The organism is Salinibacterium sp. dk2585 (assembly GCF_008001035.1).
Classification (GTDB): Bacteria; Actinomycetota; Actinomycetes; order Actinomycetales; family Microbacteriaceae; genus Homoserinimonas.
The window spans coordinates 2,480,599-2,507,404 of record NZ_CP042856.1 but is presented as its reverse complement, the minus strand read 5'-3'; the positions used below and the strand labels follow the sequence as shown (position 1 = coordinate 2,507,404).

Here is a 26,806-nt window from a genome sequence, read left to right as displayed (position 1 = left end):
AAAGCAAACTCCTGAGTTGGGAAAGGCCAGCTCCTGAGTTGGGAGTGTCAGGCGGCGGCGACCTCGAGGCTGTGCGCGTCGAGGATCTCGTAGCTGTAGCCCTGCTCCGCAAGGAAGCGCTGGCGGTTCTGCGCGTAGTCCTGGTCGACGGTGTCGCGGGCGACGAGCGTGTAGAAGTTCGCGGGCAGGCCGGACTCCTTGGGGCGCAGCAGGCGGCCGAGGCGCTGCGCTTCCTCCTGGCGCGAGCCGAACGATCCGGAGACCTGGATGGCGACTGTCGCCTCCGGCAGGTCGACCGAGAAGTTTGCGACCTTCGACACGACGAGCACCTTGAGTGTTCCGTCGCGGAAGTCCTGGAACAACCGCTCCCGCTCCGCCACGGGTGTTGACCCGGTGAGCTGGGGCGCGTCAAGGGCATTCGCGAGTTCCTCGATCTGGTCGAGGTACTGCCCGATCACGAGGATGCGTTCCCCGTCATGCCGTGCGACGAGCTGCTTCACCACGTCGAGCTTCGCTGGCGCGGTCGAGGCCAGGCGGTAACGCTCATCGTCGGCGGATGCCGCGTACTGCAGCCGCGCATCCTGTGGCAGGTCGATGCGCACCTCGTAGCAGGACGCCGGCGAGATGTAGCCCTGCGACTCGATCTCCTTCCAGGGTGCGTCGAAGCGCTTGGGGCCGATCAGGCTGAAGACGTCGCCCTCGCGGCCGTCCTCGCGCACGAGCGTCGCGGTGAGGCCGAGGCGACGGCGCGCCTGCAGCTCGGCCGTGAGCTTGAAGACGGGGGCGGGCAGCAGGTGCACCTCGTCGTAGATGACGAGGCCCCAGTCGAGTGCGTCGAGCAGCTCGAGGTGGGCGTACTGGCCCTTCCGCTTGGCAGTGAGGATCTGGTAAGTCGCGATCGTGACCGGCTTGACCTCCTTCACCTGGCCCGAATACTCACCGATCTCCTCCTCCGTGAGCGAGGTGCGCTTGAGGAGCTCGGCGCGCCACTGGCGGGCCGAGACGGTGTTGGTCACGAGGATGAGCGTGTTGGCCTTGACGGATGCCATGGCGCCCGCACCCACGAGCGTCTTGCCGGCACCACAGGGCAGCACGACGACGCCGGAGCCGTAGTCGGAGAAGTTTCGCACGGCATCCTGCTGGTAGGGGCGGAGGCTCCATCCCGCCTCGTCGAGGTCGATCTCGTGCGGGGTGCCCGGCGTGTAGCCGGCGAGGTCTTCCGCGGGCCAGCCGAGCTTGAGTAGCTCCTGCTTGATCTGCCCGCGCGCCCACTGCTGGATGACGACCGTCGTGGCGTCCCGCCGCTCGAAGAGCAACTCGGCGACCTTCTTGGCCCGCCCGATCTCGGCCAGCACGGCCGCGTCGGTCGCGGTGAGCAGGAGCGTGCCCTCCTCGTCGCGTTCGATGCGCAGCCGCCCGTAGCGCTCGACCGTCTCGCGGATGTCGACGGCAACGCTCTGCGGCGTCGGGAACTTGCTGTAGCGCTCGAGCGTCTCGAGCATGTTGTCGGCCGTGTGCCCCGCGGCCCGCGCGTTCCAGAGGCCGAGGCGCGTGATGCGGTAGGTGTGCACGTGCTCGGGTGCGCGCTCGAGTTCCGCGAAGATCGAGAGGTCGTGGCGCGCATCGGCAGCGAGCGGATGCGCCACCTCCAGCAGCACGGTGCGGTCGCTCTGCACGATGAGGGGCCCGTCAGTCATAACGTTCCAGTCTACGCGCGCGACTCTGAGGATTGAGTGGCGAGCGCCAGCGAGCGTATCGAAACCTGGTGTCCGCAGGCCCTACTCAACCAGCGGGAGCGTGCGCACGGCCGTCACGCTCGACAGGGGCAGGGTGCGTTCGATGTCGCTCTTCTTGTCGCGGGCGCGCATCCGCCCTCCCGACACGCTCGTTGGTTCGAGTTCGTAGTCAACGACGTCGCCGCCCGGCATCCGCACGCTGACGACGAGGGTCTCCTTGGCGCGCGCCGCCGACTCCACCTGCCGCGCGAGCCACGCCTGGCTCGTGTCGTCTCCGTCGGCCGCCAGCTCTTCTGCGGCGTCGGATGCCAGGCGCGTCACCATCTCGACGAGCGGGTCGGAGAGGTGGTGGCGGTGTTCGCGGGCGATGCGATGGCGGCGCAGGGCCAGGACCGCGCCGTGCTCGTCCTCGGCGGCGACGGGGTAGCGCGCGTCGCTGAGCGACCAGAACACGATGTCGTGGTCGAAGCGGCTGACCAGGCGGTGCTCGCCGACGCGCGTGAGCGCGATCGACGCGAGCGACTGGTCGACCGCCACGGTCTGCAGCAGGTGCGCATCATCGGAGCGCACATAACTGCGCGCACCATAGCTGGGATCGTCGGGGTCGAGTGCCGCGCCGTCGAGCGTGCCGACGCGCAGCAGGCCGTAGCGTGCGGCGCCCTCCGTGATCAGGTAGTCGAGCGGCTGCGGGATGCCGGTGCTCGAGATCTCGCCCAGGAATTCGCGCAGGCTTTCCGCCGTCTCGCCCGCCGTGAGCGCCCGATTCACGGTGGCCGCGGAGATGCGGTAGGTCGTAGCGAGCCCCCGGTTCTCGACGTCGGCGACCACGCGCATCCGCTCGTCGATCGCCGGCTCGAGCGGGCCGGGGGCCACGACGGAGAGGTCGTGCTGCAGGTACACGGTCGACACCTCGCGGGGCAGGAGCGGCCGGAGGAACTCCTCTGCCTCGTCGGGCCGGCCCGCGAGGAGCAGGGCACCGGGGCTGCTCGGCGCCTGCGCCGCCGTGATGCCGAGCAGCTCGGCGCCGCGCGTGTAGGAGGTGACGCGCTCGTCCATCCATTCGCCGCCGGCCGGGTACAGCCAGTCGATGTAGGAGCGCAGCCCGTCGCCCCAGGGGGAGTGTGCGCGCTCTGCGAGGAGGGTGCGGATGTCGCCGGGCAGGCGGGCAAACCAGACGTCGGTCAGCAGGCGCCACCGCGTGCTCGTCGGGTGGCCCAGCCAGCCGTTGCCCGTCTCGGTCGTCATCCAGCCGGTGGAGTCGCGCCGCACGAATGCGCCGCGTTCAGCAAGCGCCAGGTAGTCGGTGACCGTCTCGAGGTCGACCCTCATGGCGGCGGCGAGGCGCTTGGCGTCCGGGAGCGCGATTCCGCCCTTCGCGAGTTCACGCGCGGGCTGCCGCTCGAGTTCGAGCAGCAGCTCGGTGACGGCTCCCGTCGCGGCGAAGGCGCGCTCGGCGGCCAGCTTGTCGATGAAGCGGCGGTCGACGTCGGGCACCCGCTCGAGCGCACCGCCCGCATCGGTGCCGGCCAGCTCCTCCAAGCTGGGCAGGCCGAAGGTGGGCCATCCGCGCAACTGGTCGCAGACAGCGTCGTAGCAGGTGAAGGCTTCGCCCTGCGGATGCACCAGCAGGAGGGATGCCGCCGCATCCAGGCTTTCGCCGATCGCGCCCGCGTGCGTGGGACGCGACGAGAGCGGCGCGAGTTCCTGGACCACCTCCTGCGGGGTCATGGGTCGCTTGTCGCGCGCGAGCACCGCGAGTGCCGTCAGTGTGTGGCGATCGAGCCGCGTGAGGGCCTTCTGTACGGCACCATGCTCGAGCAGCACGTCGGCAAGGTCGAAGTAGTCACGGATGCCCGCGATCGCGGTCAACGACAGTCCGAGCTCGCGCGCAACAAGGGCGTTGACGAGGTCCTGTTCGGGCATGCCGCGCAGGTGTCTGGCCAGCGTCAGTGTGTTGCCCATGTTGCCTGCGTTCCGTCCTCGCCTCGCTGCGGGAACCTTCGGTGGTGGAGTGGCTCAGCCCGCGCGATTCGAGCGTGAGCGGCGCACCGCCGTCAGCACGAGGAGCGTGATCGTGAGCACGAACGCCGCCGGGAGGGCGAAGTACGGCAGCATCACGACCGTCTGCCAGAAGCCGTCGACCTCGCCCGACACGGCGCCCGTGGCGTAGCCGATCATCGCGATGGCGAAGCAGACGAGGGAGATGATCACGAGCCCCGCGACCATGAAGGCGAGGATGCGCTGGACGCGGCTTGCGGGTTCCGCTGCTGGTTTGCTCACAGCACAAGGATAAGGGCAGGGGAAGCCGGATAGTCTTATGTCGCAGGCGTCTCTTCGCGCCCGGCAACACGATCGAGAGGTAGGGCCATGCCAACCGGCAAGGTGAAGTTTTACGATGACGACAAGGGCTTCGGCTTCATCAGCTCAGACGACGGCCAGGAGGTCTTCCTGCACGCGTCGGCACTCCCTGCAGGCACCACCGTGCGTGCCGGCACCCGGCTCGAGTTCGGCATCGCCGACGGCAAGCGCGGCGCGCAGGCGCTGTCGGCGCGTGTGCTCGAGGCGCCCGTGAGCCTGACCCGCATGACGCGCAAGCCTGCCGATGACATGGCGATCATCGTCGAAGACCTGGTGAAGCTGCTCGACGGCATCGGCGCGAACCTCAAGCGCGGTCGCTACCCCGACAAGTCGCACGGTGCCAAGATCGCGGCAATGCTGCGCAAGGTCGCGGACGAGCTGGATGCCTGAGTCGACCGGCAATCCTGCGGGTCCGGCCGACTTCGACCTCGCCCGGTCGGCGCTCCTCGAGATCACGCCAGAGTCCACGATCGGCGAACCCGCTGGCTCGATCGACGAGGGCCAGGGCACCGTGACGGTGTACTTCGACTCGAAGAAGGCCGGCTACCCCGGGTGGCGTTGGACCGTGAGCATCGCGCATGTGGATGGTGCCGAGCCGACCGTGCTTGAGACCGAGCTCACTCCGGGCGACGAGGCGCTCCTGTCGCCTGACTGGGTGCCGTGGGCTGACCGGCTCGCCGAATACCAGGCCGCCCAGGAGGCGGAGAAGGCTGCTGCCGCCGCGGATGCGGAATCGGCCGACTCGGATTCGGACGACGACGACGCTGACGACTACTACGACGACGACCCGGATGATGACGACGAGGCGCTGCTCCACGGTGGCGACCTCGACGGCGTCGACATCGACGAGATCGCTGACGATCCGTCGGATGACGATGACGATGACGATGACGATGACGATGACGATGACGATGACGATGAGTCAGACGACGACGACGACGACGACGAAGACGACGATGACGATGAGTCAGACGACGAAGACGAAGACGAAGACGAAGACTCCGACGACGACGCGGACGACGACGACGAGTAGGCCTTAGCGGGGCCCGCGCCGCTGAGCGTTGGCGAGCCCCAGGCTGCCGAGCACGATGCCGGCGATGCACGACCACAGCCACATGCTTGGCAGCTCCACGCCGAACAGCGGCGGCGCCGCGACGACCGCGATGAGGCCGAGCATCCAGGCGATGAGGCCGACGACCAGCGGTTTGCGGTCGTCGGTCTCCACCGGCTCAGGGTTGGGCCGGCGCTCGGATGGCTTCAGCCAGAGGCGCATAAGTCTAGAGCGCGCCGACGACGTATTCGATGCTCTTGATGAGCTGGCGGATGTCGTCGGGCTCGATCGCCGTGAACGTTGCGACGCGCAGCTGGTTGCGTCCGAGCTTGCGGTAGGGCTCCGTGTCGACGATGCCGTTGGCGCGCAGCGCCTTCGCGACCACGGCGGCGTCGATGTCATCGTTGAAGTCGATCGTGGCAACGACCTGCGAGCGGTGTTCCGGGTTGCTGACGAAGGGGGTCGCGTAGTCGACGCTGGCCGCCCAGTCGTAGAGCGCTGACGAGGACTCCTTGGTGCGGGCATCCGCCCAGGCAAGGCCGCCGTTGTCGTTGATCCACTGCACCTGGCTGTCGAGCATGAGGAGCGTCGAGAGGGCCGGGGTGTTGAGGGTCTGGTTGAGGCGCGAGTTGTCGACCGCCTGCTTGAGGCTGAGGAAGTCGGGGATGTAGCGATCGCTCGCGGCGATGCGCTCGACCCGCTCAAGGGCGGCGGGGGAGAACAGTGCGAACCAGAGGCCACCGTCGGAGGCGAAGTTCTTCTGGGGGGCGAAGTAGTAGACGTCGGCCTGCGAAGCGTCGAAGTCGACGCCGCCCGCTGCGCTCGTCGCGTCGATCACGGTCAGGGCACCCTCGTCGCCGTGAACGCGCGTGACGGGGGCCATGACACCCGTCGAGGTCTCGTTGTGGGTCCACCCGTAGAGGTCGATGCCCTCGCGGGCGACCGCCTCAGCGCGCGAGCCTGGTTCAGCCTTGATGACGTCGGGTGTCTCAAGCCAGGGGGCTCCGGCGGCCTTGGCGAACTTGCCGCCGAACTCACCGAAGGTGAGGTTCTGGCTGCGCTTCTCGATGAGACCGAATGCCGCGGCATCCCAGAATGCGGTCGATCCGCCGTTGCCCAGCACGACCTCGTAGCCCTCCGGGATGCGGAAGAGCTGCGCGAGCCCTTCCTGCACGCGGCCGACAAGGTTCTTGACGGGTGCCTGCCGGTGGGAGGTGCCGAGGATCGATGCACCCTCCGTCGCCAGGTACTCAATCTGCTGGGGGCGCACCTTCGAGGGGCCGCATCCGAAGCGTCCGTCGGTGGGCAGGAGGTTAGAGGGGATCGTCACGTCGGCCATGCCACGATTCTAGGGCTCGGCACGGGGATGTCGTGGGCCACACGTTAGGCTGGCCTGACACGCTTGCGGCATCTGGAGGGCGACATTGGCTGATCTCATTGACACCACTGAGATGTACCTGCGCACCATCTACGAGCTCGAAGAAGAGGCCATCATTCCGCTGCGCGCCCGCATCAGCGAGCGGCTCGGGCACTCCGGCCCGACGGTCTCCCAGACTGTCGCCCGCATGGAGCGCGATGGCCTCCTCACAGTCGAGGGCGACCGTCACCTCAAGCTCACGCAGGCGGGCCGAGCGAAGGCGGTCGCCGTCATGCGCAAGCACCGCCTCGCGGAGCGGCTCCTCTCCGACATCATCGGCCTTGATTGGGCCCTCGTGCACGAGGAAGCCTGCCGGTGGGAGCACGTCATGAGCGAGCAGGTGGAGCGTCGCATCGTCGAGTTGCTCGGCCACCCAACACACTCGCCCTACGGCAACCCGATCCCGGGCCTCGACGAGCTGGGCGAGAACCCCACGACGCCCTTCGGCACCGGCGTCGTCAACATCGTGAACTACACGCTGGGGGCGGTCGGTTCGGTCAGCGGCGAGATCAAGCGGCTCGGCGAGCCCGTGCAGTACGAAGCGGAACTCCTCGAGCAGTTGCGGGTCGCCGGTGTCGTGCCGGGCGTCCGTGCGAAGTTCTCCTCCGCGGGCGCCTACGTGCTTGTCGAGGTCGAGGGCAGCGACGAGGGCATCGAGCTTCCCAACGAGGTCGCCCAGCACGTCTACGTCGGCATCAAGTAGCCCGGCCACCCGGCAGCCTGCCGACAAGGGTTCCGAGCAGGGTCACCGCGCCTGCGGCAAGGAAGGCACTCGCTGCGCTGAGCGACTCGATGAGCGCGCCGGCGACCGTGGCGCCTAGGGCTTGACCGAGCACGAGCAGGATGAAGAGCAGCGACGTGCCTGCGGGTGCGCGTGTCTCGTCGAGCTGTGTCGTCCAGGCGATGAGCGAGCCGCTCGCTTGCGGCGATCAGGAGCGTGGCCGAGGTGAGGAGCCAGAGCGTGCGCCATCCACCGCTCTGTCTCACGTGGGGGAGCGTACGTCCGTTTGCTTCGCCGCGGGGCGGCTCGGTTGGGCGATGTTGTTCACCGGCGTGTAACCGGTTCCTACCGGTTTCTGGGCAAGCGGGAGTTAGTCTGGAGGCCTTGCAATTTCGAACCAGAATTCGGGAGAGCGTATGACCAGGGGCGACAGCATCCGAACCGCGGATGTGTGCTGCCCTGCGCAGTACGGACTCATACGCTCGAGCGGTCGGCGAGGTGCGCTCTTCTGTGCGCCGCGCCCGCATGGCACTGCCCTTATGGGCGGTGCCTTTTCTTGTTAACGAGGATGCTCGTTCCCGAGGTTCGCAGGTTGCACGGTTAGGTCCCTGCAAGCCGTGCAGGGCGCAATCGCAAAGGACAGCAATGCGCACGCTCGTATTGAACGCCGGATATGAACCCCTTGCCATCGTCAGCTTCAAACGGGCTGTCGTGCTCGTCATCAACCAGAAGGCGACAGTGCTCGCCCACGACCCGGAGCGCCCCGTCTACTCCCAGTCGGACATCTTTGAGAGACCGTCGGTCATTCTGCTCAATCGCTATGTGCGCATCCCGAGCAGCCGAGCGATTCCCGTCAGCCGTCGGGGTGTCCTCCGGCGAGACAATCACGAGTGCGGGTACTGCGGACATCACGCGACCACGATCGACCATGTGCTGCCCCGCTCGCGCGGAGGGCGCGACACGTGGGAGAACCTTGTCGCCTGCTGCCTGAAGTGCAACAACAAGAAGGGCGACCGCACGCCGCGCGAGATGGGGTGGATGCTTCGCTCCCGCCCCCAGGCGCCGCACGGGACCTCGTGGATGGTGCGCGGGGTCGAGAGTGCGCAGCCGCAGTGGGAGGAGTTCCTGGCCCCGGTCGCCGCGTAGGCAGCGCTGGTGGTGGCTAGCCTCGCGCCTTGCGCGCTCGAGCCTTGATGGCCTGGATGACTTCGGTCTTAGCATCCGCGTAGTCGTTCATGTCGTCCCACTGGCGACTCATGAGTGCCCGCTTGGTGCTCTCGTAGAGCGCGCGATCGTCGGCGTCGGCTCGCAGGTGGTCACGCAGCAGCAGGTATTCGTCGATGGCTGTGGCGCCCCACTCGTAGAGGTGCACATGCACGTCGCGGGCAGGCGTGCGCACCAGGCGATGCCCGGGCTCGCGAACCCGAAGCTCATATCCGGCCGCGAGCAGGGGAGCGAGGTAGTCCTCCTCCGCCGTGATGTCGCTCACGGCGACCACGATGTCGACGATGGGTTTCGCGGCCAGGCCGGCAACGGCTGTCGACCCGATGTGCTCGATCTCGACTGCAGGCCCAAGAGCATTCCGGATGCGCTGCCGATGCTCGGCGAAGACGCGCGCCCATCCGTCATCGTGAGGGCGGAGTGGCACTGTCAGCGCCTCGGGCCCGCCCACAATCTCGACAGCGGTGACGTCGGGGCGGCGGGGGCTGTCGTTGCGGGTCACTGCGCCATCCTCGCACCGTATCCGGCGACGTTCGCTAGACTCGACGGGCCAGCCTCTGTAGCTCAATGGAAGAGCAACTCCGTCCTAAGGAGCAGGTTGGGGGTTCGAGTCCCTCCAGGGGCACCACACCGCATTCCACGCTTCGACGCGCTCGTCAAGCGCACCGAGGTGGCGAAGGAGTTCTGGCGCGCCCAGCCCAGGGCGCGCTGCGGGCGGTCTTCCAGCGCTGGGGGATCCCGGAGGGCTGCGAAGCGAACCCTATGCGCGGGCGCGGCGGCGCAGCGCGAGGAGGGCGATTCCTGCGGCGGCCAGCATGCTGCCGGCCAGCAGTGCCCCGGCCGGTGTGCTTCCGGTGACGGGAAGCGCTTCGGCGGCCGCGGGCGTGGGCGTGGGAGCCGGAGTAGGCGTGGGAGTTGGCGTGGGTGTCGAGACGACGGTGTCGATCGCGAAGGCAGCCGATACAGCCGTGCCAACGCCGGCGTTGCCTACCGCGTCGGCGACACCGGCGAGGTCTACCGTGACCGTGCTGGCGGGAGCGGCCACGTTGGCGCTCGGCGTGAACGTGGCGGTCCACGTGCGTCCGCCGTCGGCAGACGCGAGGGCGCTGATTGTGCCGCCGGGAGCCGTGAAGTCGCTGGCCGAGAACCCTGTGACCTGCTCCGAGAAGGTGATCGTGACAACGGATGTCTCGCCCACGCCGATCTCAGAATCCGCGACCGTCACCGTAGCGGTGGGCCGGACGGTGTCGACGCTATAGAGCGCGGACATTGGGGTTCCGGTGCTCGTGTTGCCTGCGGCATCCGTGATTCCTGCGAGGGCAACCGTGACGGTTCCCGAATCGGTGGTTCCGGGATTCGGCGTGAGCTGCGCGGTGTAGGAAGAGCCGCTGCCAGAGAGGTTGCCCACCGTTGCGTGCTCGGCCGTGACGTCGCCAAGGACGAAGCCCGAGACGGCCTCCGAGAACGTGAACGTGACCAGCGCGACATCCCCAATCCCGAGCTCCGTGTCGGAGACGCTGACCGAGGTCAACTCAGGCCGGATCGTATCGACGGCATATGCGCCTGATGTCGCCGTGCCGACGCCGGCGTTGCCCGCGGAGCTGGCGACGCCAGTCAACTCGAGGGTGATCGCCGCGTTCGCAAGCTCCGTGTCGGGGGCCGGGGTGAACGTGGCTGTCCAGGTGATGTTATCCGCGGTGCGGAGTGCGCTGAGGGTGCCGCTGGGTGCGGTGAGGTCTTCGACAGTGAATCCAACGACCGCTTCGCTGAACGTAATAGTGACGATCGCGCTGTCGCCGATGCCATAGGTCGTGGGAAGAATCGAGATCGTGGCGGTTGGCGTGCCGGTGTTCACGATGTAATTGCCGGAGCTCACCGAGCCGGTGCCGGCGTTGCCCGCGAGGTCCATGAGGCCGGTGTAGTCGAGGATGAGCACGTTCGTGGCGTCGCTCACGCTGCGTGCGGGGGTCAGTGTTGCGGTCCAGGTGCTGCCGCCGTCGGAGGAGCTGAGGTCCGAGAGGCTTGCGTTGGGGGCGGTGACGTCTCCCACGTCGAAGCCGGTGACACTCTCTGTGAATATGAACGTGACGGTCGCTGTCGCGCCCGGGGTGAGGGTGGTGTCGGAGATGGTGATCGCTGTGGCCAGGCTGGGTCGGACCGTGTCTATCGCGTAGTTGCCGGAGTCTGCGGTTCCGATGCCAGCGTTCCTCGCGAGGTCCGTGATTCCGACGTAGTTGAGCGTGAGCACGCTCGTGGCGTAGGTCACGGCGCCTGCGGGGGTCAGTGTTGCGGTCCAGGTGACGCCGCCGTCGGAGGAGCTGAGGTTCGAGAGGCTTGCGTTGGGGGTCGTGACGTCGGCAGAGGTGAATCCCAGCACCGGCTCGGCGAACTGGAACGTGACCGTCGCGGTATCCCCGATCTTGAGCGCCGTGTCTGAGATGCCAATGGGCGAGGCGAGGGACGGCCGCACCGTGTCGACCCAGTAGTTGGGGGAGTCGACCGTGCCGGTGCCAGGGACGCCAGCCGAGTCGGTGATTCCGGCGTAGTCGAGCGTGAGCACGTTTGTCAACGAGGTCACGTTCACGTCGGGCGTGAGAGTCGCCGTCCATGTGATGCCGCCATTCGGCGAGTCGACGTCAGTAAGCTCCGCGTTGTCGACCGTGAAGTCGTCCGCAGCCAACCCGAGCACTGCACTGGAGAAGCTGATGGTGACCGTCGCGGTATCCCCGATCTTGAGCGCCGTGTCGGAGATCGTGATGGTTGCCGGAGACGGCGCCGCGATAGCAGCCGTGGGCCAGCCCAGTGCCAGTACGAGAGTGAGCGTGACGGTGGCGGCTCCGAAGCTGCGGCGCATGTGAGTTCCCCTGTGTTCCCCCGATCGCTCGAAACGGCGATTCGCCCATATACTACTCCGGCTTGGCGCTGGGCCCGAGCGCTCCGGGCCCCCGCCAAGGCGACCTAAGCCGATGCACCCGCGGTTTTCGCGTAGATGCGGTTGATGTGCCCCTCGACGGTGCGCTTCGACAGATGGAGGCGCTCGGCGATCTCGGCGTTACTGAGCCCCTCGCTCATGAGCTGGGAAACCTGCGACTCTCGTCGGGTGAGGCTGCCCCGGCCGGGGGTGGCAGCCTTACCGGTGATGTGGGCGGATGCTGCGGCGACGAGCCTGCCGGCCGTCGAGTGCAGGGCAGAGCCGGGTTCGCACAGTTCCTGCGCGAGACGGGCGGCGGCGTGCGCAATGGCGAACTGGCCAAGCGCACTCGCCTGCCTGCTGACCCGCATGGCGTCTCGAACGCCCGGAGCGAGCGTGACGCTCGCGAGCGACCGGACGAGCGCTGCCACGTCGCCGCTCGCTTCGAGTTCGAGCAGCAGACGGCATGTTTCCTCGTGGCGTTCAAGAACTCCGAATACTCCCGCGCGAACGGCGACACCGTGGAGCCCGTCATCGACGAGTGCGCGGCACTCCGAAATCGCCGACTCGTGGTCGCCCGACAGGGAGAAGGTGCCGGCAATCGCCGCGCGGGTCTCAGGGCCGACAGGGGAATTGGCGAAGCCGGGGAGCGCCCTCGCCCGCACCAGTTCGCGGAGCGCCGCAACCGACTCGCCCGTGCCCGCGAGCGCGAGCGCCCGAAGCGACAGCGCTCGCGGCAGGTAGTCCTCGGGGCCATCACGTTCGATCGTGTTCACCGCGTCGCTCGCGGCGGCAAGAGCGGCCACGAGATCGCCAGTATTGACCGCGATCTCAGCGTCGGCCAGGCGACGGATCCCGTGATCGATGCGCATCCGGCCGTCGGTGTCCGCAGCTGCGAAGCGATTCGTCTCGGCGGCGAGCGCCGCCACGCCGCGTCCGTGGAGCATCACCGAGAACCGCGCACCCAAATGCTCCTCCGAGGCCCACTCTCCGGCGTCGGTGCTTGTCGCCTGTCGGTCGAGTCGGCCGAGGAGTACGGCAGCTTCGTCGGAGCTCCCGGTCGCGTCGAGGGCCAGGATGCGCATGGCTTCGATGCGGCGCGCGAGCGCTCCAGGCGCGGCATCCCCGAGGCGGGCGTGTTCCATGAGGGCGTCGCGGAAGCGTCCCGCATACGCGAGATGGAGCACCGAGAGTGCCCCGAGGGTGGGTTCCGCCGCTTCGCCGAGGAGCGAGCTGGCTTCATCAATGACGCGTAGCGCCGCGTCGGGGGAGCGGTCGCGGTAGTGGAGCAGGTCGGCCCGCGTCGCAACGAGGTCAAGCGCGAGTGCAAAGGACTCGGTGCTCACTATTGGGGTTGCGTAGGCAAGCGCGGCCGCCTCCTTCAGGCTCGTGTTGGCCTCGCTTAGCCGTTCGAGCATTCGGAGGCACTGCGCGCGCAACAGCAGAAGCGCTATGCGGGTTGCCTGATCGCAATGGTGCGAGAGGGCGGTGTCGCTGAGTGCGAGGCCGGTGGTGTAATCGTGTGCGGCGAAGGCGACCTTTGCGGCACTCGCGGCGGCGGCCACATCCCCTTTCCGGCCCAACGCCCACAGCGCCACCGCGGGAAGGCGGGTGATCGCGCCGGGGGCATCGGCAAGCGTCCCGAAGGTGTCAGCGCGCACAGTGGACGCGGCACGGCGACGTAGCGGGGCGGCGAGGAGGGGCGGATGCAATGACAGCGCGTCGCCGTGCCGCGCCAGCACCCCCCGCGCCAAGGCGCCCTGTACGGCGGCGGGTTCGTGCGCGCGTTCGAGGTCATCGAGCCGCGCCCGCGGTTCCAGGGCGAGCGTCACCAGCACGTGCTCGCTGTCGGAAGGCACCCATCTGGAGGTGTCGACGGCGATGGCGTCGACTGCATCTCGCACGGGAACGCTCAAGTGCATGTGCCCGTGCGAGCTGGTGATCCAGCCTTGGCGATCGAACTCCTCGTAGGCCGTATGCGCAGCAGCCAGGTTGCCGTGGGACGCGCGCCAGAGGGCTTCGAGCAGCCGCGACGACGGCGGGCTCGACAAGGCCAGCGAAACGACGCGCTCAAGCTCGGCGCGGGTGAGGGCCGAAACCGGCACTGTCTCGGTGTGCTGTTGGAGGAAGCGCTGCACGTCAGGGTCGAGCGGCGCACCGGCGCGGCCCGATGCGAGAACAACGGCGTCCGATGGAACCGGCGGTATCCGCCGCGCGCGATCAGCATCGTCGAATCGGGCGACCGGGATGTTGGAGAGACGCAATTGCGTCGCGATGTTCCCCGCGAGTTGTGAAGCGCCCGCCCCAGGGGCGCCGACGAAGAACATCGAGCGACGCTCGCGACGCGCAAGTTCGGTGTAGCGATTCACGCTGGCTGGGCGGAGCGGGACCCTGACCCTACGCCACGTTGCCATCTCGCTGCCTCCACCCCGCGCACAAAACCAGGTGCGATATACGCGATTCTCGCAGATCCGTCGAAGCCAAACTGAACGCTGCGTCGCGGGAGGGCGATGCATCCGACTCACAGAACAGGACTCGACACGATGGACGCTACCCCTGTACGCGATGGCGCACCCGAAGCGACAGCGCACACAAACAGGACGGTACGGCGCGGAGGCATCCGAACTGTTGTCGTGATCTCAGCCGGTGCCCTCGCCCTCGGCGGTGGCTTTGGGATGGCGGGCGCCTACTTCACATCCCAGGCCACCGTCACCAACCAGAGCGTGGCCACCGCGACCGTCGAGATCGGCGCAGCGACGAAGGCGACATCGCAGCGGATCACCGCGACGAACTTCCTGCCGGGTGACAGCACCGCGACCACCCTTACGCTCTCGAACACGGGCTCAGAGTCGGTGTACTACGGCGTCTCGCTGCCGCGCGAGGCGGGCGGCGACGACGTCCTCGCGGACGCGCTCCAGGTCACGGTCGCCGTCGCGGGTGGTCCTTCCGCGACCCAGACGCTCGCCGCATGGCAGGACGGCTACCTGCAGTCGGCTGTCGCGCTCGCTGCAGGCGACGCCGTCGACGTCACCATTACGGTGACGTTGCCCGGCACGGTTGACGATGTACTCCAGGGCAAGAATGCGGCCTTCACCGCCCAGTTCGATGCCATCCAGGTTCGCAACACGCCAGTGCCGACTGCTGGCTGGGCGACGCGCTGAGGCTCAGATGCCCATTCCTCTCCCTGCGGCACCACCGGTGTGCCAGGCCACGGTCGCTGCGCTTCCCGCAACCGGGGGCGGCGTAGCGCCGCTCGTGTTCCTCGCGGTCGCGTTGCTGCTGACTGGTGGTGTAGTCCTGCTGCTTCGGCGCCGGACCGGCCGCATTACTGTGGCAGCCCTCGCGCTCACGGTCGTCTTGGTGGCGCTCCCGGGCAACGAAGGGCCAGTGCAAGCGGCCACGGGTGGGGTGAGCTATACCGACGGATGCACCGTCATCGAAGTGGGCGACATCGTGCTCGACGCAAGCACCGCGAACATCCTCCCCGGTGACCGTGTCGCCGCTATCAGCGCGGTCGTGACCAACACCTTCAGCCGGAGCATCGAGGTGAGTGCCGAAGCACGCCTGGATGCCGCATCCACGCTCGCCCAGGCATTCACCGCCGAGGTGGAGCTCGGCGGGCAGGCTGACGAGGTCGTGCTGGGTGCGGGGGAGACGGTGACGGCGGAGTTGTTCCTCACCCTCCCCGAGACCGTGGGCAACGGGGTGCAGGCAAGCGGAACGCCCGTGTCGCTCGTAGTGACGGCGGTGCAGCGATGAGGCGCAAGGGCCCAGGGCTCGCGATCGTTGCCGTGCTCGCTGCCGCTGTGCTGCTGCCGTCCGGCGTCAGTCTCGCGGGTGCATCATTCACCGACACCGCAGCGGTCACGACACCGCAGTCGATCGCCACGGCGTCCCTCGGTGCGCCGACGAGCGTGACGGCGTACCGGAACGCTTCAGGCACGGCGACCGTCAGCTGGGCGACCCCGACGCTCCGACCGGATGTCGCGCCCAACTACACCGCGACGCGCACGGTCGCCGGAGTCACGACGACGATCACCCCGACGATCGGCCCAGCGGGGGCGGCCGGGCACCAAGGGTTCACTGACGATCTGACGGTGGAGGCGACGCTGACGCAGCAGCCCGTCACCAAGGTCGGGGCAGGGTCGAGCCTGAGTTGCGCAATCGCTGCTGGCGCCGCGTATTGCTGGGGAAGCCTCCGTCCGGGTAACGGGGAGCTCTACCCCATGGGCATCGATCGGCCCGTGCGGGTGGCCGGCATCTCGGCGTCGCCCGTGACCGACATCGCCGCAGGGCAGAACCACGCCTGTGCCGTGGCCGGCGGGGAACTCTTCTGCTGGGGCGACAACCAGTATGGCCAGCTCGGCAATGGCGAGACGGGGAACGCCGCCAACAGTGCCGTCAAGGTGACCGGCCTCGCTGGCACCGTGACGTCGGTCAGCGCGGGGTACAGCGCGACATGCGCCGTCGCGAGCGGTAAGGCGTACTGCTGGGGTAACACTCAGGGGCCAAAGCTTGGACTCGGTGTCGCCCCCGTCTACCCGTGGACGCAAGCGACCCCCGCCGCCGTCGCAGGGCTGGGGAATCTCACGATCACCGCCGTGTCAGTCGCTACCGAGCATGGCTGTGCGCTCGCGTCGACGGGTGCCCTCTACTGCTGGGGCAGGCACGGTACCTCGGGCAAGCTCGGGGTGGAGGTGCCGGGGAACGAGTCGCTCGCCGCTGTGCAAGTGCCGAGCATCAGCGGCGTCACCCAGATGGATGTCGGCACGCAGCACACCTGTGCCGTCGCCGGTGGCAACGCGTACTGCTGGGGAGAGGCCTACAACGGCCAGCTCGGCAACGGTGACACCACCAACAAACGAGTGCCGACCCGAGTGCCGAGCCTCACGAACGTCACGCGGATCACGGCGGGCAACTACCACACCTGCGCCATCGCATCCGCCTCGGCCTACTGCTGGGGCAGCGCCGATTACGGCCAGACCGGGAAGGGCACCACGACCCAGACGAACTCCCCGGGCAGCGCAGTGCTCGCCTCGGTCGCGACGATGGAGTCGGGCTGGTATCACACGTGCGCCGTGCAGGTGTCTGGCACCGCCCGATGCTGGGGACAGGGTAACGCCGGACAGATCGGTGACGGCCTCGCGACGTGGCAGCAGTCCACACCTGCCACGAGCGTCGTTGCCGACCTCTTCAAGGGAGCGAATTGCCAGACGGCGTGGGTCGTCGCATCCGGCGGCACCCGCTGCGCGCCTGGCGCAGGTGTATCGGTGACCTACTCAGTCGGTTACACGAAGCGCGGGTGGGTGGCGCCCGCGGCGACGGGTGTCACCGCGCCGCTACAGTGATGCGCATGCTGCGCTGGACCGTCGCCGGTGTTGCGGCCACGCTGCTCGCGGCGCCCGCATTGCTCCACCTAGGCGCCGGTGTTTCGCTCATGATGATCGATGGCGGCTCGATGGAACCCACCTACCGGTATGGCGACGTCGTCGTCATCGGGGCACCCACGGGTGATGACCTCGAGGTCGGCAACATCGTGTTCGTGGGGGAGCCCCCCACCGTGTACGCGCACCGGGTTGTCGAGGCCGGTCAAGGGGAGGCGCGTCTCAAGGGTGACGCCAACGCCGCGCCCGACCCGGGGTGGATCATGGAGGACGACGTCTACGGCATCCCGCTCGCGCATGTCGGCGGCGCCGCGGCGCAGTGGCTCACCGCGGCCACGTCGGTGCCCGCCCGGCTCGTGCTCGGCGCGGTCATCGTCGCCGCCCTGTTTGCTCCGCGGCGGCAACCTGCGACGACCTCCAGCTCTCCGGTGGCTGAGGGTGCCCGCCGCACGCCGGCTGCAACTCCATCCCCGCGAGCGATGCAGCGCCGCTGACTGGCGATGTCGGTGGTAGCGACTACCGTTGCCGCCATGCCGGAGAGGATCGAGGACTGGTGGGCGCGCCGCCAGTTCTCACGGGGAAGCGAGGTGCCCTACCCGGTCGGAACCTACCGCGAGGCCTGGGCCCACTATCCCGTGCTCGTGCGGCAGTACCACCCCGAGTTCAACGCCGGCATCACGCTGACGCAGGTTCCGCCCGCCGCCGATGTCTATCTCACGTGGCAGTGCGAGATCGGTCACTACTTTGTCGCGACCCCGACCGAGCAACGCGAACGTCCAGGCCGTGAGCGGCGCCGCTCGGTGTGGTGCCCCGAATGCCTCGCGATGGCGAAACCTCGCCCCGTGCAGGCCGGTGTGCCGGTCGCGAGCCGCGCGAAGCCGCGAAAGCCCGCGCCGTCGATCTGCCTGAAGACGCCGCAGCTGCCAACGGGGGAGGCTTTCCTCAGCCAGTGCGCGCCCAAACCGGCCTCCTCGGTCGAGGCGCAGCTACGCGCCGATCTCTTCGAACGTCTCGACCTGACGGATGAATTCAACGCGGTCAAGGTCGCCCGTCCCTTCTTCCAGCACACGGAGGTGTGGCCCGACATCCTGCTGCCGGAACTCCGCATCGCGATCGAGTACGACAGCACCGGTCGGCACGGCCTGGAGCATGTCGGCAAGAAGGAGCAGGCCGACCGCCGCAAGGACCGGGCCCTCCGCTCGGCGGGCTGGGAAGTGGTGCGCATCCGCACCGGCAAGCTGCAGCCGATCGGTCCCTTCGACCTGCAGATGTCGTCGGTGACGGGCAAGGGCATCGACCGCCTGATCGAGCGGCTCCGCGACATCCGTGGGCCGCTGATGGTGGATGCCTACCTGCGCTGAGCCGCTAGCCTGACCGCATGGACGGCATGCTGGTTGGCGGCAACATGAACAACGTCACGCGCGAGGGCGATACCGTGCTGCGCCAGGCCGGACCGTGGACGCCCACGGTGCACCGGTACCTCGACCACCTCGCCATCGCAGGGGTCGACTGGGCGCCGCGCCCGCTCGGCATCGAGGGAGACCGCGAGCGTCTCAGCTTCATCGACGGCACTGTGCCGGTCTATCCGCTGCCCGAGTGGGTGTGGGATGAGTCGGTGCTCTCGCAGGGCGGCCGGCTGCTGCGCCAGCTGCACGACGCGAGCATCGGGTTCGCACTCGATGAGGCCGTGTGGCAGTCCCCGGCCAAGGTTCCCGCGGAGGTCATCTGCCACAACGACTTCTCGCCCCACAACCTGGCGTTCCGTGACGGCGCGATCGTCGGCGCCATCGACTTTGACATGTGTTCCCCGGGGCCGAGGCTCTGGGATATCGCGTACTTCGCCACTCGGGCGGTGCCCCTCACTGCCGAGACTCCCGAGGGTGCGCCGGGCATGGATGAGGCGCCCCGACGGGTGCAAACGATTCTCGATGCCTACGGCACGGATGCCACATGGGCTGATGTGTTGCGGGTTGCGGTCATCCGACTCCACGACCTTGCTGAGTTCTCGCGGGAGAAGGCGGCGGAGCTTGGCAAGCCGCACCTGCTGGATGAGTCGGAGGAGTATGAGCGCGATGCTGTGTACCTTCGTTCCCTCCTCTGAGTCGCGGTGCCATAATGACTTGCCATCACGGAAAGTGACGCAGAGACGATCCCGACCATCCCGAACTACGGAGGCCGCGCCTTCGTATTCGTCGGTGCGTCTGCGCGATATCCGGGGCTGAGCGGCACGGCTCCTCGCAAGTGGGCGTTCGCTGGCAAACACCTGCTGCAGCGTCCGGTGCCGGAGTAGCCTGACCACCGAGCGAGGGGACAAGCGGTGAGCGGCAAGACGATCATCATCACAGGGGCAAGCGACGGCATCGGGGCAGCAGCGGCGCGGGAACTGTCCCGCCGCGGGCACAGGGTCGTGATCGTGGGCCGTTCCCGTGAGAAGACGGAGCGTATCGCGGCCGAGCTGGATGCGCCGTTCTACCTCGCCGATTTCGCCCGCCTCAGCGAGGTCCGCGAGCTGGCGGTTGCCCTTGCCCGAGACTTCCCCCACATCGACGTGCTCGCCAACAACGCGGGCGGGATCTTCGGCACACGCGAGCGCACGGAGGACGGCTTCGAGAAGACCTTCCAGGTCAACCACCTGGCGCCGTTCCTGTTGACGAACCTGCTCATGCCGACGCTGATTGCGAGCCGGGCATCCGTCATCAACACGTCGAGCGCCGCCGCCAAGCTGTTCGCCCGGCTCGACCTCGACGACCTCAACAATGACCGCGGCGCATCCGCAAACCGTGCCTACGGCAATGCGAAGCTGGCGAACATCCTCTTCACGAGGGAGCTCAACCTGCGCTTCAACGGCGAGGGCATCTCGACGGCCGCGTTCCACCCCGGGGTGGTGGCGACGAGTTTCGCGAGCGACACGACCAGCCCCATGCGCCTGGTCTATGGCACGCCGCTGCGTCACCTGCTGCGCCTCATCACACCGGAGGAGGGCGCGAGCGGGCTCGTCGCGCTCGCCGAGGGGCAGCCTGGGGTCGACTGGATCTCGGGCGAATTCTACGAACATCAGCGCATCGCGAAGACCAACCCGCAGGCCTACGATGCTGAGGCGGCGCGGCGGCTGTGGGAGGAGAGCGAGCGGATGCTCGGGCTCACCGCGTCGCCGGAGCCCGCATCCCACAAGCACGACGGCCGTTTTGATCCGCCGTGCGGGCCGGTCATTGGGCGGCTCGACGGCGCGGTGATCCGAGCGACGGGCATCCCGTACGCCCGCGCCGCACGGTTCGCCCCGCCCGCGCCCGTGGCCGACTGGGCAGAGCCCTTGCAGGCGACGGCTCCCGCGCCTGCCTGCCCGCAGTTGCCGTCGCTCGCGCTCGCCGACGCCATGGGCACGGGGCAGTCCTTCATCGACGACAGCGAGGACTGCCAGAACGTGAGCGTCACGGTGCCGGCCGACCTCCGGCCCGGCGAATCGCTGCCCGTCATGGTCTTCATCCACGGCGGCTCCTATGTCATCGGCGCCGCCGACATCCCCATGCACGATCCCGCCGCGCTGGTCGCCGAGCAGCGCGTCATCGTCGTCGGCGTGACCTACCGCCTCGGCCTCTTCGGCTTCCTCGCGACGCCCGACGGGCATCCTGCGAATCTTGGCCTGCTCGACCAGATCGAGGCGTTCCGCTGGGTGCAACGCAACATCGCCGCGTTCGGTGGCGACCCGCAGCGGGTGACGGCATTCGGCCAGTCGGCGGGCGCCGACGCGATCGCCCACATCATGGCGACACCGGATGCCCCGCGCCTCTTCTCCCGGGCGATCCTCCAGAGCGCGCCCCTCGGCATCGGCCGTGGACGGCAGGCAATGAACGAGGCGATGGGTGCCGCCGCGGCGGGGCTGACGGCCGAATCGACCGTGGGTGCGGTGCTCGCGCGACAGGCGCGGGTCTCCGCGATCGGGGGCAGCTTCGGCCTCGTCGGTGGGATGCCGTTCGGGCCGCAGCCCGGCCACGTGCCGCTGCCGGCCGAGCACGAGCTCGATGCGGCACTGGATGCTGCGGCTCCCCACATCGAGGTGCTCATTGGTCACACCTCCCAGGAGTCGCGCCTTTTCGCCCCCCAGGTCGAGAAGGTGCAGCGGCTGGCGAAAGTGCCCGTGCTGGGCCGCCCTGCCGTCGGGGCGATCGACTCGGTGCTGACCCGCATCATCTACGGCGCGGCATCCCGTCGTTTCGCCCGCCGTCATGCGGCGGCAGGGGGCCGAGCGCGGCACTACGTCTTCTCCTGGTCAGCTCCCGACAATGACTTCGGTGCCGCCCACACAATCGACCTGCCGTTCCTGTTCGGCAACGAGGAGACGTGGAAGCGTTCCAAGATCCTCGCGGGCGCGCCGTGGGCCGAGGTCGAGCGGCACGCGCGGCAGGTGCGCCAGCTGTGGGCAGACTTTGCGCGCGGCGTCGACCTTCCCGAGCGGGGCGAGATCCCCGGGGTCCTCACGCACGCACGCGTAGGATCGCGTCTATGAGCACCACCGTCAGGAGCGCCCTGTGACCCGCGTCGCCGCGTTCGACTGCGGCACCAACTCGCTGCGTCTCCTCATCGCCGACATCAAGCACGGCCGCCTGCACGACATCGTGCGCTCGCTCGAGATCGTGCGTCTCGGCCAGGGTGTCGACCGCACGGGGCGCTTCGACGAGACCGCCCTCGCGCGCACCCTCGCGGTGACCCAGCAGTACGCCGAGCTGTGCCGCAAGCACCGGGTCGAGCGGATGCGGTTCGTCGCGACATCTGCCACCCGCGACGCCGCGAACCGCGACTTGTTTCTCGACAGTGTGCGCGAGATACTCGGCATCGAGCCTGAGGTCATCGACGGCGACGAGGAAGCGCGGCTGTCGTTCCGCGGGGCGCTGAGTGCGATTCCGGATGCCGCGGCCAAGCGCTCCCGCCGACTCGTCGTCGACATCGGCGGTGGGTCGACCGAACTGGTGCTTGGCGAGACCGTGCCGGAGGCGGCGCACTCGATGGATGTCGGGAGCGTGCGGCTCACGGAACGAGACATCCGCTCCGATCCGCCCACGGCCGAGGAGCTGGCTGCGGTGCGCCGCGATGTCGAGCTGGCCCTCGACGATGCGGCGAGCATCGTGGACCTCGGTGCCGCGCGGGAGGTCATCGGCGTCGCAGGGACCGTCACGACCGTGACGGCGCACGCGATGGAGCTGAGCGACTACGACTCCGCCGCGGTCAACGGGAGCCGGCTGCGCCTCGACGACGTGCTGGAGGCCTGCCGGTCGCTCGCGAGCATGCCGCGGGAGGAGCGACTCATCCTGCCCTACGTGCACCCCGGCCGCGTCGACGTGATCGCGGCGGGCGCCACCATCTGGTCGACCGTGCTGGAGAGGGTCGCTGCGGAGACGAAGGCCGCCGGATCACCGCTCCACTGGGTCGTGACGAGCGAGCACGACATCCTCGATGGAACCGCGTTGTCTCTCGCCGACTGAGCGCCCGCCCATTAGTCTGGCTGCCAACCCGCGTCACCGATCGGATCGGTAGGTCTTCATGAGCACCCCAGCCCCCTACGGCTATGGCCCCGCCGGCCCCGTGCAGGCTCCGCCGCGCAGGCCGCCACTCTCCGTCGGGCAGAAGCGCGGCGCGATGATCGCCGGTGGTGTCGGCTACACGCTCATGTCCCTCGGCTTCGGCACGGTCTTCGCGGTCGTGATCGTCACCGTCGTCTTCGGGGTCATGGGTTTCATCGGCGCGTCGCTTGCCCGCTCGGGCGGCGCGGCCGACGACTTCGTGCAGACCGTCACCGACATCGTGCAGTCGTACTGGTGGATCGCCCTCGTCGTGGCAATACTGGGCGTCGCGCTCTGGTTGGCCGGGTACTTCGCGAGCGTGCGCATCCTGAAGTCCTCAGGCAACTCGCGCGCTACGGCGATCACGTGGGCGGCGCTGGGTATCGGCATCGTAGCGGGATGGGTCGCGAGCACCGTGCTCTCGATCCCGGGCAACATGCTCACGGTCATGCCGAGCCGCGGGGAGGGGGAGCTGCCAGCCCTCTTCGTCGGCGGCGGGCTCCTCGTGCTGGCGAGTCTCGCGGTGACGGTCGCCATCGGCGTCTTCGCCTGGTGGTGGATGGCCCACGCCCTGCGGCCCGCCGCCCCCATCGATACGGACCCTTCGTCACCCACCGCCTGACCGCGCGGGTGGTGGTTTCCACGAGTCCGGGCCGCCGTTCTGCGGGCCCAACAGTGCCCATGCCACGAACTTTTCGGCATTCTGTTGTGCCCAGCGTTAGCATCACGCCATGAGTGACTACCGACCGCCGACATCCGACGCTGCCTTCATCCTTGAGCACGTCGTGGGCTACAACGACATCGCCGCCTACCCGAACTACGAGCACGCCGACCTCGAGACGGTCGTCGACCTGCTGGAGCAGAGCGGCCAGTTCATGGCCGAGGTCATCGCGCCCACGAACCGCGCGGGCGACCTGGAGGGCTCAAAGCTCCAGGCGGATGGCACGGTCAAGACGCCGACCGGCTTCAAGGAGGCCTACAACAAGCTCGTCGAGTCCGGCTGGATCTCGCTGCAGTTCCCCGAGGAGTTCGGCGGCGGCGGCTTCCCCTGGCTCGTCGGCCTCGCCATCCAGGAGCAGCTGCTCGCGGCCAACATGGGCTTCGGCCTCGGCCCGCTGCTGACGCAGGGCGCGATCGACGCCCTCCTGCACTACGGCTCGCCCGAGCAGAAGCAGCTCTTCCTGCCCAAGATGGTCAGCGGCGAGTGGACCGGCACGATGAACCTCACGGAGCCGCACGCCGGCTCCGACGTCGGCGCCCTCACGACGAAGGCAGTGCCCAACGACGACGGCACCTACTCGATCTCGGGCCAGAAGATCTTCATCAGCTGGGGCGACCACGACCTCACCGAGAACACGATCCACCTGGTTCTCGCGCGCACCCCCGGTGCTCCCGCCGGCACGAAGGGCATCTCGCTCTTCATCGTGCCCAAGTTCAACGTCGACGCGGATGGCACGATCGGCGAGCGCAACTCGGTGCACACGGTCTCCCTCGAGGAGAAGATGGGCATCCACGCCTCGCCCACTTGCGTGCTCTCCTACGAGAACGCGAAGGGCTACCTGGTCGGCGAGGAGAACCAGGGCATGCGCGCCATGTTCGTCATGATGAACAGCGCGCGCATCTCGGTCGGCATGCAGGGCCTCGCGGTGGGGGAGCGCGCCTACCAGGCGGGCCTCGCCTACGCGAAGGAGCGCATCCAGGGCAAGGCGATCGGGGCCACGCAGGACTCGCCGATCATCGACTTCCCCGACGTGCGCCGCATGCTGATGACACAGAAGGCCTACCTTTCGGCCCTCCGCCGCATCATCTACCTCAACGGCATCTACATGGACAAGGCGCTGTACTCGCCGGATGCCACGGAGCGGGCGCGTGCGGAAGAGCTCGCCGCCCTCCTCACCCCCATCAGCAAGGCCTTCGGCACCGACCTCGGCAACGAGGTCACCTCGCTGACGGTGCAAATCCACGGCGGCATGGGCTTCATCGAGGAGACGGGAGTCGCCCAGTACATGCGCGACGTCCGCATCGCCGCCATCTACGAGGGAACCAACGGCATCCAGGCCGCTGACTTCGTGGGTCGCAAGATGGGCGTGCGCAGCGGCCAGTCGTTCATGGAGTTCATCGCGCAGATGCGGGAGGTCGAGGCGAAGCTTGAGGCCGCCGGTGACGAGTTCGCGTCGATCCGCACGCAGCTCGGCCGCCAGTTCGACGTGCTGCTGAAGACGACCGGCTACATGCTCCAGACGGGCGCAGGCGGGGACTTCTCGTCGGTGCTGTCGGGCTCAGTGCCGTTCCTCCGCCAGTGGTCGCTCGTCGTGGGCGGCTGGCTCATGGCGGAGTCCGCGCTTGCGGCGGCAGCCCTCGACGACGCGAAGCAGGCTGAGTCGCAGCTCGTGCTCGCCCGCTTCTACGCCGAGCAGCTGCTTCCCGCGGCAAGCGGGCTTGCCGGTGCCGTCACGGCCGGCGACCGCGACCTCTTCGCGCTCGACGCGGAGGCGCTCGCGAGCTGACCCCCCCCCAAGAAGAAGCGGATGCCCGGTCGCGTGCGCGGCCGGGCATCCGTCATTTCTGCGGCCGGCCGCTTCGGCTGCTCAGTCCGACTGGCGCTGGAGCAGGGTCATGAGGGCATCGGCGTCGACCGGCTTGGAATGCAGGTAGCCCTGCGAGCGGTCGCAGCGCAGCTCGCTGAGGACGCTGAGCTGCTCCTCGGTCTCGACGCCCTCCGCAACGACGCGCAGGCCGAGGCCGTGGCCGAGGCCGACGACGGCCGCGATGATCTTGGCGCCCGCACGGTCCTTGCGCCCGACGAAGGAGCGGTCGATCTTGAGTTCGCTCACGGGCAGGTTGCTGAGCTGCGTGAGCGAGGAGAAGCCTGTGCCGAAGTCATCGACCGAGATGCTCACGCCGAGCTCGTGGATCGCCCGGAGCTCCGACTGCGCCACGCTCATGTCGGTGACGACCTTCGACTCGGTCACCTCGATCGTGAGCCGCTCCGGGGGAAAGCCGAGCAGCTTGAGGTCGCGGGCGACGGATGCCGCGTAGCCGTCGGTCTCCAACTGTGCGACCGAGGCGTTGACCGACACCTCGACCGGGTAGCCCGCGGCGCCCCACGCGAGTGCGTCCCGGCAGGCGGAGCGGAGCACCTGGGTGCCGATCTCGGAGATCGTGCCGTTCTCCTCAGCGAGGGCGATGAACTGGTCGGGGCGCACGAGGCCGCGCGTGGGGTGATTCCACCGGGCGAGCGCCTCGACGGCCACGACGCGACCGGAGAGCACGTCGATCTGCGGCTGGTAGACCGCGAAGATCTCGCCGCGCACGACGGCGCCGTGCAGGTCGGTGTCGAGCTGCAGCTCATCGTCGGAGGCGGTGGCGCCCCGTGCCAGCCGGCGGCCAGCCTTCTTGGCCATGAGGTCGGACTCGGCGCTCGCGGCCAGGCGCTGCGCGCGCTCGGCGACGGAGCCCTCCGTGCCGATCTCGACGAGTGAGGAGATGCCGAGCGAGAGCGAGACGACGACATCCTGGCCCTCGACCGCGATCGGATGCTTGAAGGAGCGCTGGATGCGCGCGATCGCGGGTGCGACCTCGTCGGGGTGCGTCGCCCGGGCGAAGGTGATCGCGAACTCGTCGCCGCCGTAGCGCGCGACCGTGTCACCCTGGCGCACGACCCGCTTGAGCCGTTCGCCCACCTCCTGCAGCACCGTGTCGCCGGCCTGCTGTCCGAGGCGGTCATTGATGCGCTTGAAGCGGTCGATGTCGCAGACGATCACGACCGTGCCCCTGCCCGCGGCATCCGCCTGTTCCACCATGCCTGCGAGGGTGCGCTCGAGCGCCTGGCGGTTGGGGAGGCGCGTGACGCGGTCGTGCTCGACGTTCCACTCGATCTCATTGGCGAGACGGTTGTTGTCGAGCGCAACCCCGGCGAGACCTGCCAGGCCGGTGAGGCGACTGCGCGTGATCTCGTCGAGTTGCGCGGGGGGCTCGGTGTCGGCCCAGTGCGCCGCCACGAAGCCCATTGAGCGGCCCGACACCGTGATGGGCACGAGGGCGAGGGCGCGGATGTCGAAATCCCTGACGATCTCGTGCGTCCAGTCCTCATGCGCACCGTCGAGAAGCACGGGCCCGCCGGAACGCATGAGGTCATACAGCGCGGGTGCCGAGAACGGGGTGCCGGCCCAGAGGCCGAGGCGGCGACTCAGTGCGCCGGACCAGCCCGCGACGGCGGAGACAACGAAGGTGTCGGTCATCTCGTCCCACAGGATGACGGCGCCTCGGTCGACCTGGCAGACGGTCGGCACGGCGTCGGCGATGATCTGTGACACGGCCGGCAGGTCTGTCGGTTCGCACAGCGCCCGGGCGACCGACAGGAGCATCTCGCTCGTGTCTCGTTGGCGTGCAAGTTCAGCGGCGGTCTCGTCGCCGTTGTCGAGGCGCCCCGTCTCGATAGTGGTCACTGTG

General features: G+C 68.5%; 23 protein-coding genes and 1 tRNA gene. 15 read left to right on the top strand and 9 right to left on the bottom strand.

The annotated features are described in order from the left end of the window. Window positions 1–47: 47 nt before the first annotated feature. The 3 genes from FVA74_RS11830 to FVA74_RS11820 all read right to left on the bottom strand — a co-directional run bounded on the left by FVA74_RS11830 (window position 48) and on the right by FVA74_RS11820 (window position 4,016). Window positions 48–1,697, bottom strand: coding sequence for a DNA repair helicase XPB (locus tag FVA74_RS11830; RefSeq protein WP_147722695.1), 1,650 nt, complete (start codon window positions 1,695–1,697; stop codon window positions 48–50). Window positions 1,698–1,778: 81 nt separating this feature from the next. Then, entirely contained in the window at window positions 1,779–3,698 is a 1,920-nt protein-coding gene (locus tag FVA74_RS11825) for a helicase-associated domain-containing protein (protein WP_147722694.1), read from the bottom strand. A gap of 54 nt (window positions 3,699–3,752) precedes the next feature. Further along, a complete protein-coding gene (locus FVA74_RS11820; RefSeq protein ID WP_147722693.1) occupies window positions 3,753–4,016 on the bottom strand; it encodes a hypothetical protein in 264 nt (87 codons plus the stop codon). Between the two features lie 87 nt (window positions 4,017–4,103). Here FVA74_RS11820 and FVA74_RS11815 point away from each other — a divergent pair, with 87 nt between their 5' ends. Both FVA74_RS11815 and FVA74_RS11810 read left to right on the top strand, forming a co-directional pair. After that, complete coding sequence (locus tag FVA74_RS11815) at window positions 4,104–4,484, top strand: cold-shock protein (RefSeq protein WP_147722692.1); 381 nt, start codon at window positions 4,104–4,106, stop codon at window positions 4,482–4,484. Then, window positions 4,477–5,127: a DUF3027 domain-containing protein gene (locus tag FVA74_RS11810; RefSeq protein WP_147722691.1), complete on the top strand. Its 651-nt coding sequence runs from the start codon at window positions 4,477–4,479 to the stop codon at window positions 5,125–5,127. The genes FVA74_RS11815 and FVA74_RS11810 overlap by 8 nt, the downstream gene beginning before the upstream one ends. Before the next feature lie 3 nt (window positions 5,128–5,130). Here FVA74_RS11810 and FVA74_RS11805 read toward each other — a convergent pair whose 3' ends face one another. Together FVA74_RS11805 and serC are read right to left on the bottom strand one after the other, a co-directional pair. Next, entirely contained in the window at window positions 5,131–5,319 is a 189-nt protein-coding gene (locus FVA74_RS11805; RefSeq protein ID WP_240792232.1) for a DUF2530 domain-containing protein, read from the bottom strand. Between the two features lie 52 nt (window positions 5,320–5,371). Continuing rightward, complete coding sequence (gene serC / locus FVA74_RS11800) at window positions 5,372–6,484, bottom strand: phosphoserine transaminase (RefSeq protein WP_147722689.1); 1,113 nt, start codon at window positions 6,482–6,484, stop codon at window positions 5,372–5,374. An 85-nt stretch (window positions 6,485–6,569) separates the two neighbouring features. Here serC and FVA74_RS11795 point away from each other — a divergent pair, with 85 nt between their 5' ends. Together FVA74_RS11795 and FVA74_RS11790 are read left to right on the top strand one after the other, a co-directional pair. Beyond that, window positions 6,570–7,265, top strand: coding sequence for a metal-dependent transcriptional regulator (locus FVA74_RS11795; RefSeq protein WP_147722688.1), 696 nt, complete (start codon window positions 6,570–6,572; stop codon window positions 7,263–7,265). Between the two features lie 663 nt (window positions 7,266–7,928). Further along, window positions 7,929–8,429 carry an HNH endonuclease gene (locus FVA74_RS11790; protein ID WP_147722687.1) on the top strand — a complete coding sequence of 167 codons (501 nt, stop codon included), beginning with the start codon at window positions 7,929–7,931 and terminating at the stop codon, window positions 8,427–8,429. Between the two features lie 16 nt (window positions 8,430–8,445). On the opposite strand, the gene FVA74_RS11785 is transcribed toward FVA74_RS11790, so the two are convergent. Continuing rightward, complete coding sequence (locus FVA74_RS11785) at window positions 8,446–9,006, bottom strand: GrpB family protein (RefSeq protein ID WP_147722686.1); 561 nt, start codon at window positions 9,004–9,006, stop codon at window positions 8,446–8,448. A 51-nt stretch (window positions 9,007–9,057) separates the two neighbouring features. Between FVA74_RS11785 and FVA74_RS11780 the strand changes: the two genes are divergently transcribed. Beyond that, a tRNA-Arg gene (locus FVA74_RS11780) sits at window positions 9,058–9,132 on the top strand. Window positions 9,133–9,264: 132 nt separating this feature from the next. Here FVA74_RS11780 and FVA74_RS11775 read toward each other — a convergent pair. Then, entirely contained in the window at window positions 9,265–11,358 is a 2,094-nt protein-coding gene (locus tag FVA74_RS11775) for an Ig-like domain-containing protein (protein ID WP_147722685.1), read from the bottom strand. A 104-nt stretch (window positions 11,359–11,462) separates the two neighbouring features. Continuing rightward, complete coding sequence (locus FVA74_RS11770) at window positions 11,463–13,742, bottom strand: LuxR family transcriptional regulator (RefSeq protein ID WP_168220128.1); 2,280 nt, start codon at window positions 13,740–13,742, stop codon at window positions 11,463–11,465. Between the two features lie 306 nt (window positions 13,743–14,048). Between FVA74_RS11770 and FVA74_RS11765 the strand changes: the two genes are divergently transcribed. The 10 genes from FVA74_RS11765 (at window position 14,049) to FVA74_RS11720 (ending at window position 24,861) form a co-directional block, all read left to right on the top strand. Then, window positions 14,049–14,576, top strand: a complete 528-nt coding sequence (locus FVA74_RS11765) for a hypothetical protein (RefSeq protein ID WP_147722683.1) — start codon at window positions 14,049–14,051, stop codon at window positions 14,574–14,576. A 7-nt stretch (window positions 14,577–14,583) separates the two neighbouring features. Then, on the top strand, window positions 14,584–15,174 hold the full coding sequence (locus tag FVA74_RS11760; protein ID WP_147722682.1) for an LPXTG cell wall anchor domain-containing protein: 591 nt from the start codon (window positions 14,584–14,586) through the stop codon (window positions 15,172–15,174). Continuing rightward, entirely contained in the window at window positions 15,171–16,763 is a 1,593-nt protein-coding gene (locus tag FVA74_RS11755) for a hypothetical protein (protein WP_147722681.1), read from the top strand. Before FVA74_RS11760 ends, FVA74_RS11755 begins: the two co-directional genes overlap by 4 nt. Before the next feature lie 5 nt (window positions 16,764–16,768). Beyond that, on the top strand, window positions 16,769–17,293 hold the full coding sequence (locus FVA74_RS11750; RefSeq protein ID WP_168220127.1) for a signal peptidase I: 525 nt from the start codon (window positions 16,769–16,771) through the stop codon (window positions 17,291–17,293). Between the two features lie 36 nt (window positions 17,294–17,329). Further along, window positions 17,330–18,160 (top strand): zinc-ribbon domain-containing protein, encoded by an 831-nt coding sequence (locus FVA74_RS11745; protein ID WP_147722679.1) that lies wholly within the window; start codon window positions 17,330–17,332, stop codon window positions 18,158–18,160. Between the two features lie 17 nt (window positions 18,161–18,177). Next, window positions 18,178–18,900, top strand: a complete 723-nt coding sequence (locus tag FVA74_RS11740; protein WP_147722678.1) for a phosphotransferase — start codon at window positions 18,178–18,180, stop codon at window positions 18,898–18,900. Between the two features lie 216 nt (window positions 18,901–19,116). Continuing rightward, window positions 19,117–21,303, top strand: coding sequence for an SDR family NAD(P)-dependent oxidoreductase (locus FVA74_RS13910; RefSeq protein ID WP_370454511.1), 2,187 nt, complete (start codon window positions 19,117–19,119; stop codon window positions 21,301–21,303). Window positions 21,304–21,325: 22 nt separating this feature from the next. Continuing rightward, window positions 21,326–22,276: a Ppx/GppA phosphatase family protein gene (locus FVA74_RS11730; RefSeq protein WP_147722676.1), complete on the top strand. Its 951-nt coding sequence runs from the start codon at window positions 21,326–21,328 to the stop codon at window positions 22,274–22,276. Window positions 22,277–22,334: 58 nt separating this feature from the next. Continuing rightward, a complete protein-coding gene (locus FVA74_RS11725) occupies window positions 22,335–22,976 on the top strand; it encodes a hypothetical protein (RefSeq protein WP_147722674.1) in 642 nt (213 codons plus the stop codon). Between the two features lie 109 nt (window positions 22,977–23,085). Beyond that, window positions 23,086–24,861, top strand: a complete 1,776-nt coding sequence (locus tag FVA74_RS11720) for an acyl-CoA dehydrogenase (protein WP_147722672.1) — start codon at window positions 23,086–23,088, stop codon at window positions 24,859–24,861. 81 nt (window positions 24,862–24,942) lie between these two features. Here the strand turns inward: FVA74_RS11720 and FVA74_RS11715 are convergent, their stop codons facing one another. Next, the gene (locus tag FVA74_RS11715) at window positions 24,943–26,802 is read right to left on the bottom strand and encodes a bifunctional diguanylate cyclase/phosphodiesterase (protein ID WP_147722670.1); all 1,860 of its coding nucleotides are present in this window, start codon (window positions 26,800–26,802) and stop codon (window positions 24,943–24,945) included. Window positions 26,803–26,806: the final 4 nt, after the last annotated feature.

Excerpts from the sequence above, each read along its gene's own strand:
- FVA74_RS11830 (WP_147722695.1), bottom strand. The coding sequence starts at position 1,697 with ATGACTGACGGGCCCCTCATCGTGCAGAGCGACCGCACCGTGCTGCTG.
- FVA74_RS11825 (WP_147722694.1), bottom strand. The coding sequence starts at position 3,698 with ATGGGCAACACACTGACGCTGGCCAGACACCTGCGCGGCATGCCCGAA.
- FVA74_RS11815 (WP_147722692.1), top strand. The coding sequence starts at position 4,104 with ATGCCAACCGGCAAGGTGAAGTTTTACGATGACGACAAGGGCTTCGGC.
- FVA74_RS11810 (WP_147722691.1), top strand. The coding sequence starts at position 4,477 with ATGCCTGAGTCGACCGGCAATCCTGCGGGTCCGGCCGACTTCGACCTC.
- serC (WP_147722689.1), bottom strand. The coding sequence starts at position 6,484 with ATGGCCGACGTGACGATCCCCTCTAACCTCCTGCCCACCGACGGACGC.
- FVA74_RS11790 (WP_147722687.1), top strand. The coding sequence starts at position 7,929 with ATGCGCACGCTCGTATTGAACGCCGGATATGAACCCCTTGCCATCGTC.
- FVA74_RS11775 (WP_147722685.1), bottom strand. The coding sequence starts at position 11,358 with ATGCGCCGCAGCTTCGGAGCCGCCACCGTCACGCTCACTCTCGTACTG.
- FVA74_RS11770 (WP_168220128.1), bottom strand. The coding sequence starts at position 13,742 with ATGTTCTTCGTCGGCGCCCCTGGGGCGGGCGCTTCACAACTCGCGGGG.
- FVA74_RS11760 (WP_147722682.1), top strand. The coding sequence starts at position 14,584 with ATGCCCATTCCTCTCCCTGCGGCACCACCGGTGTGCCAGGCCACGGTC.
- FVA74_RS11755 (WP_147722681.1), top strand. The coding sequence starts at position 15,171 with ATGAGGCGCAAGGGCCCAGGGCTCGCGATCGTTGCCGTGCTCGCTGCC.
- FVA74_RS11750 (WP_168220127.1), top strand. The coding sequence starts at position 16,769 with ATGCTGCGCTGGACCGTCGCCGGTGTTGCGGCCACGCTGCTCGCGGCG.
- FVA74_RS11745 (WP_147722679.1), top strand. The coding sequence starts at position 17,330 with ATGCCGGAGAGGATCGAGGACTGGTGGGCGCGCCGCCAGTTCTCACGG.
- FVA74_RS11740 (WP_147722678.1), top strand. The coding sequence starts at position 18,178 with ATGGACGGCATGCTGGTTGGCGGCAACATGAACAACGTCACGCGCGAG.
- FVA74_RS11725 (WP_147722674.1), top strand. The coding sequence starts at position 22,335 with ATGAGCACCCCAGCCCCCTACGGCTATGGCCCCGCCGGCCCCGTGCAG.
- FVA74_RS11720 (WP_147722672.1), top strand. The coding sequence starts at position 23,086 with ATGAGTGACTACCGACCGCCGACATCCGACGCTGCCTTCATCCTTGAG.